The sequence below is a fragment of the Wenyingzhuangia sp. genome, assembly GCF_039768515.1.
Lineage (GTDB): Bacteria > Bacteroidota > Bacteroidia > Flavobacteriales > Flavobacteriaceae > Wenyingzhuangia.
Genome location: NZ_JBDNAI010000117.1, coordinates 1 through 6406, shown reverse-complemented (window position 1 = coordinate 6406; position 6406 = coordinate 1). Strand labels below are relative to the sequence as shown.

Sequence of the window (6406 nt, the reverse complement as noted above, 5' to 3'; positions counted from 1 at the left end):
TTAAAGAAGCAAAAAAATACAAAAGAAAGGACCCAATAAAATTTAACAAATGGGTGTGCTTTATGAAAAAATGAATTTCCTGGAACATAAGCTCCTACAGGTACTCTAGCCATTAATACTTTCCTCCTCAATATCTAAGCTTGCTTCTAATATCATGTTTATAGACTCTGTCATATTTTGTTGGTATTCCTCTTTTGTCAAAGACTCACCTCTAGCTTGATCTCCAGCAACTAGTAGAACAGCTCCTGTACGAAGTTTTCGATAAGAGCCAACTACAAATAAAGTGGCTGCTTCCATTTCAGAACAAAGGACCCCCCCTTTTACCCAAGCCTCCCACTTTTGTAACAATTCTGAAGCTATAGGCATATCCTCTGGATTATGCTGTCCGTAAAATGAATCTTTTGATTGGACTATTCCAGTATGATAGTTTAATTTAGCATTGCTAGCTGAGTTGACTAAAGCAGCAACCATGTCATGAGAAGCTACTGCAGGAAATTCTATCGGCATATACTGTACTGAAGTACCTTCATATCTGACTGCTCCTGTAGCTATTACTTTATCTCCTACCCTAGTAAAGTCTTGCATTGCTCCAGATGTTCCCATCCTTACAAAAGTACGGGCACCTACATTTGCAAGCTCTTCAACTGCAATTGCTGTCGACGGACAACCTATTCCGGTAGATGTTACCGATACGGATCTTCCCTTGTATTTACCTGTCATTGTTTTATATTCTCTGTTATCTGCAACTAATGTTGCTGAGTCAAAATGTTCAGCAATGAACTCAACTCTTCCAGGATCGCCTGGTAAAATTACAAAATCTGATACATCTCCAGCTTTAAGTTGGACATGGTATTGCATTGCCTCTTTTTCATCATTATAGGTGTCTAATAATCCACCAATTGCATCCGCTACACCATCATTTTTCATTTAATCTCTCCGTTTCCATACTGTGTATACATTCTAAGACCATTTTTGTCATTTTTTTAACAGTTTCTTCATCTGAAACCTCTACGGCTAAAACTGCACCGGCTTTTAATTTCTTAATTTGAGTAAGGGTAAATAATGTAGCAGCTTCCATCTCAGATGCACCAACTCCACCTCCTTGCCAGGCTTTCCATTTTGAATCAAGTACAGTGGCAATTGGCATTCTTTCGGGCTCAACCTCTCCAAAAAAAGAGTCTTTAGACTGGCAAATGCCAACTTTTGCATTTAGGTCCAATTCTTTAGATGCTTTAATTAGATTTGTGACGACTTTGTAATCAGCAACTGCAGGGAACTCTATTGGAATATATTGTTTTGACGTACCATCATCCCTGACTGCTCCTGTAGCAATAAAAATATCGCCTTTGTGTACTGAATTTTCTACTGCTCCTGAAGTCCCAATTCTAATAAAAACTTCAGCACCTATATGAGCTAATTCTTCGACTGCGATTGCTGTTGAAGGACACCCTATTCCAGTAGAAACGACTGAAACTTCTACACCCTTGTAGGTTCCTCTTGCAGCGTTAAACTCCCTGTTGCTTCCTTGTAACTGATAGTTATCAAAAACTGAAGCTATTATTTCGACCCTATTTGGATCGCCCGGTACTATTACATACCGGGCAACCTCTCCGATCTTTAAGGGTAAGTGTTTAACCTGCTCAACTTTATTGCTGAACATAATAAACTACCTTTTTTAGTTTTTGTTAGTCTTTCATTCTTATAACTGCAATTCCACACAATATAGTTAGAAATCCAGCTACTAGACATAATCCTGCTAGCGTTCCAAACGATGCATCTGGAGCCATTTCTGACGCTGCATATGGATAAACCATATACATTATCCCAAGGCCAACAATACCAGCACCAAGACCGTCTCTTGATGTTACTTCTCTCATATCATCCACCCCCTACAGGTTCATAGATACAACTGTAAGAATAACTCCTACAACTGTACCTGCTGTTATTAATACTGCTTTACCCATATTTTCAGCTTTCATGATTGGGCCAGTTACCTGCAAATTGGTAGGTAATGCTCCAATAATTGCTAACGCCAAAAATGACGAAAGAATTTTGTCAGCTGAAGAAACAATTATGTTACTTGAGAACACTGCAGTCCACATATCTCCTCCTGCTGCAAGTAAACCTGCAGTAAGAACATCAGATGCATGACCTGTTGCGCCTCCAAATACGAATATAACTATTGGCGCTGCCATTAACGAAACGCCTACGGCTGAGGCAACTGATAGTCCAAAGAATTTTAGTTTATCGTTTGCCCAACCCCATTTAGTTCCATATCCCCAAATCAAAGCACCAACTACGTTGCATGCTGCAAATGGAATTGATACTGGTCCAGTAATGAAACCGCTTGTTACGTTAGTTATAACACCAACAAGAGCTCCCCACCATGGTCCAATCGTCATAGCAACAACTGCTGTTCCGATCATATCAAGGAATATAGGTAATTTAAGTGCACTAGCAACAGTTCCTCCAATAACATTCAATACGGAAGCAACTGGTACTAACGCAATCACGTATGTTAGTGGAACTCCACCACCGGTGGCACTACTTAGTCTTTGTGAAGTATCTTGGTCTTTCACAAATCCCCCCTTCTAGTCTTTATATTTTTTTAATATAAATTGGTTTGTTATACGGTGAAACCGTTTGAAACACCGTCAGGTTTTTTTACGGTGGTTACCTAATAAACATCGGTATGTGAAAAATTTTTACAAACTCGAAGGAGAAAGTTTAAATATTTTTACATACAAGTTAATTTTACAAAATTAAAACTAACTTTGCTGAAGTAAGTGTAAAAACTTTCAATTTCACTTGCTTTTTAGAAAATTGTTTTTTAAACGTATTTAATAGCATCTTCGACAGATAAAACTGCCTTTTTATTATCTCCAAAATTTTTTGCCTCTGAAAATGAGGTAATTTGTGGGGGTTTAAGATTAGTTTTTTCTAATATGGGTTTATTTATGAATAAATCTGCGGGGGGACCATCAAATATTAACTCAGTGTTACACATTACTAAAACTCTGTCTGTTTCTTCAGCAACTAATGGCATATCATGAGAAACAACTATTACAGTTTTGCCTTCACTTTTTAATTTAGCCATAGACTCTTTGATGGTTTTTACTCCGGAGTAATCTTGACCAGTAGTAGGTTCGTCTAAAATGACGACATCTGGCTCCATAGCAATTATTGATGCCATTCCAACTGTTTTTCTCAAGGAAAAACCAAGCCTATATGGATTTAGCTCTAAGTACTCTGTTAAAAGAAACTCATCAGCAATATCTTGAACTTTTTTTTCGATTTCAGATTCATTAAGTCCAATGTTTTTTAAACCGAATGACAGTTCTTCGTGAACTGAAGCAGCAAATATTTGATGGTTGGGGTTTTGAAACACATATCCAACTTTTTCAGCTAATAAACCGACTGGGTTCTCTCTAGTATTAAGATCTCCTATCATAATGTCACCATCAGTAGGTTTTAGTAACCCATTGAAGTGTTTTACAAGTGTGGTTTTTCCAGAACCATTTTGACCGACAACTGAAACCATTTCTCCTTGCTTAATAGTCGCATCTACATTCTTTATGGCCTCTACACCGTTGGGATAAGTGTGTCCTACTTTCGTACAGGTTATTTGAGTTTCACTCATTAGAGATACCTTTCTATAGCCTGGTCAACTGTGACTGGAATATTTCCATTAAACTTTTCAGGAGTTCTTGAAGCAAAATCTGTTATCTGGGGAATCCTTACACCCACATTGCTTTGAATGTCAACTATTTTTGGAAATAGTTCATCAGGGCTTCCTACTTCTGTGATTCTCCCGTGTTCCAAAAGAATAACTTTATCCGCATACTCTGCGATTACTTCAACTTCATGTTCTGCAATTATTACTGTCAAGCCTTCTTCCTGGTTTATCTTTCTAGTGACTGTGAAAACCTCCTCTTTTCCAATGGGGTCAAGGTTGGAAGTGGGTTCATCTAACACTAATATTTGAGGTTTCATTGAGAGAGCTGATGCCATAGCTAATCTCTGTTGCTGGCCTCCAGAAATTTCAAAGGGTGACCTTTCTTCAAATCCTGCAAGCCCAACCATTTCTAGTGACGTTGTAATATTTTCAATTATCGTCTCTTTGTCAACACCCAAATTTTGCAGACCTAAGGCGACTTCTTCAAAAACAGTTAGTTGACTCATTTGAAATTCGGGGTTATCAAATACACTTCCAACTTTACTTGCAAGTTCTCTCACTGGAATGTTTGGAGGAACCTCTCCTGCCACTTCAATTTTTCCGAACATATCCGCATTAATCATATTTGGAACAATTCCATTTATTGACAAACATAGAGTTGTTTTTCCGGCTCCATGAGCACCTAGAATTGCAACAAACTCACCTTCATCAACTTCTAGGGAAATTTCATCTAATGCTTTATCCTCTTGTTCTAAATATTGCACAGAAAGATTTTCAATTTTAATTATGGACATCTACACCTCTTTTTTTATATATGGTTTTTTAACGGTGGTTACCCAATAAACATCGTGTGCAAAATTCTATGTTAATGGCAATTGAATTCTGCTTGTTTTTGATAATATCATCTTGTTGTGAAACTTGCTTTTAATTTTAAAAATTTTTTGTTTTTTTAAAACGTGCACGATTTTCAGTATTTAATATTATCACATGAACATACCTGAACTACATCTCCCGACTGAAGATCCGGACTTCATAAAAAACCCATATCCAACTTTTAGGGAGTATAGAGAGAAAACGCCTATTTTTTGGGATGAGGTCAATAATCTACTGTTTATAACACGCTACAAAGATGTTAGACATATACAAACTAGTAAAAGTTTTGGTACTACACATAGCCACATAGATAATTTCGAAAGTGAAGTTCAATCTTCGAATGTTCCTCTGACTTATGTTGGCTATAAGAGATCTGAAAAATATGAGTCTTATGATTATTTTTGGAAATCAGAACAATTTTCACTTTTAAATCTAGAAGGAGAGTTGCATAAAGAATTACGTGGCCTGGTTGCAAAAGCTTTTTTACCAAGATCAGTTCAAAAACTGATTCCATTTATGCAAAAAAAGTCTCAAGAATTATTAAACGAGAAATCTAGTACAGAATTTGATGTTCTTAAAGATTATGCCCAACCTTATTCAATAAGCATCATTGGAGAACTTCTAGGAGTTCCTGATGAAGATCACGCAAAATTTTTAGATTGGTCACATAAAATTGTTAAGATGTACGACTTCAAGATAAGTAATGAAAATGCAGAAGATGCAGAAGATGCAGCCAAAGAATTTTTTGATTACGCCCAAGATTTATTAGATAAAAGAAGAAATGATCCTAAAGATGACATGATTACTCGTCTTTCACAAGTTACTGAAAATGATATTGGATTAACTGACCACCAAATCATTTGTACAATCATACTGCTTTTGAATGCGGGCCATGAAGCTACAGTAAATACAATTGGTAACGGCTTAAACGGACTATTGTTAAACAACAAAACTTCATCAGAGGTTTTTGAGGAGGCATCTAATATGACTGATGTCGTTGAAGAGCTAATTAGATGGGATAGCCCATTACAATTTTTTCAAAGGTATGTTCTTCAAGATACTGAAATTGAAAATTACAATATTCAAAAAGGTACAAAAGTTGCAATTTTATTAGGATCTGCAAATAGAGATCCAGAAGTTTTTGAAGAACCTGAAAAACTCAACTTCAATAGAAGTTATAAAGATCACAGTAGCTGGGGAGGGGGAATTCATTTCTGTATTGGGGCACATTTAGCAAGATTGGAATTAGAAGTTTCTTTTGAACACCTCCTTAAAAAAGATTTAGTTTTAAATATGGAACCAGAAAGAACTGGGGCATTTGGAATTAGGGGATATAAAAATCTGTTGGTGAAATCTAGATAATAACTCTTTAAGAATTCATCTGCTCCACAGCTGGTAATACTTCTTTTATAGTTTGAATGGTTTTAGTGAACATTCCTTCTGTAAACAAATTTCGATATCTTCTCTCCCATGCAGTTATTGCAATAATGGGTTTCTTGTTTGCATACATATAGCCTATTTCTGATGCTGTTCCTGAGTCAATGTCTTGACCAGACACTAAGGCTATCACTAAGTCAGCGTTGTCTAATGCGTCAATATCTGTTTTAAAGATAATATCCTTTGTTGATTGTGACATATTGTTGTCTTTTAGTTCATCCGGATCAATTCCAGTTTGATCTCTATGTGGAAGAAAACAATCGTATCCAGCTCCTTCTAAAACTGCTGCTATCTCTTCCAAGTATTTTTTTTCATGAACGTTAAACAATGGACCTGCGATATATATATTTTTTACCATGTACTCAAATTAAAAGATTTTTTGTGATTCAACAAGATAAAAACAGAGTATTTTTCTGCAAT

General features: G+C 36.2%; 8 protein-coding genes. 1 reads left to right on the top strand and 7 read right to left on the bottom strand.

Going from position 1 to position 6406, the window contains the following annotated elements:
- Nucleotides 1–105: 105 nt before the first annotated feature.
- The 6 genes from udp to ABF281_RS07490 all read right to left on the bottom strand — a co-directional run bounded on the left by udp (nt 106) and on the right by ABF281_RS07490 (nt 4470).
- Complete coding sequence (gene udp / locus ABF281_RS07515) at nt 106–927, bottom strand: uridine phosphorylase (RefSeq protein WP_347181064.1); 822 nt, start codon at nt 925–927, stop codon at nt 106–108.
- The gene (locus ABF281_RS07510; RefSeq protein ID WP_347181063.1) at nt 917–1660 is read right to left on the bottom strand and encodes a nucleoside phosphorylase; all 744 of its coding nucleotides are present in this window, start codon (nt 1658–1660) and stop codon (nt 917–919) included. Before ABF281_RS07510 ends, udp begins: the two co-directional genes overlap by 11 nt.
- A 25-nt stretch (nt 1661–1685) precedes the next feature.
- Entirely contained in the window at nt 1686–1877 is a 192-nt protein-coding gene (locus ABF281_RS07505; protein ID WP_347181062.1) for a hypothetical protein, read from the bottom strand.
- A gap of 12 nt (nt 1878–1889) precedes the next feature.
- A complete protein-coding gene (locus ABF281_RS07500) occupies nt 1890–2579 on the bottom strand; it encodes a hypothetical protein (RefSeq protein ID WP_347181061.1) in 690 nt (229 codons plus the stop codon).
- 251 nt (nt 2580–2830) lie between these two features.
- Nucleotides 2831–3640, bottom strand: coding sequence for an ABC transporter ATP-binding protein (locus ABF281_RS07495; RefSeq protein WP_347181060.1), 810 nt, complete (start codon nt 3638–3640; stop codon nt 2831–2833).
- Nucleotides 3640–4470, bottom strand: a complete 831-nt coding sequence (locus ABF281_RS07490) for an ABC transporter ATP-binding protein (protein WP_347181059.1) — start codon at nt 4468–4470, stop codon at nt 3640–3642. Before ABF281_RS07490 ends, ABF281_RS07495 begins: the two co-directional genes overlap by 1 nt.
- A gap of 193 nt (nt 4471–4663) precedes the next feature.
- Between ABF281_RS07490 and ABF281_RS07485 the strand changes: the two genes are divergently transcribed.
- Nucleotides 4664–5911 carry a cytochrome P450 gene (locus ABF281_RS07485; protein ID WP_347181058.1) on the top strand — a complete coding sequence of 416 codons (1248 nt, stop codon included), beginning with the start codon at nt 4664–4666 and terminating at the stop codon, nt 5909–5911.
- A 7-nt stretch (nt 5912–5918) separates the two neighbouring features.
- On the opposite strand, the gene ABF281_RS07480 is transcribed toward ABF281_RS07485, so the two are convergent.
- Nucleotides 5919–6344 (bottom strand): nucleoside 2-deoxyribosyltransferase, encoded by a 426-nt coding sequence (locus tag ABF281_RS07480; protein ID WP_347181057.1) that lies wholly within the window; start codon nt 6342–6344, stop codon nt 5919–5921.
- Nucleotides 6345–6406: the final 62 nt, after the last annotated feature.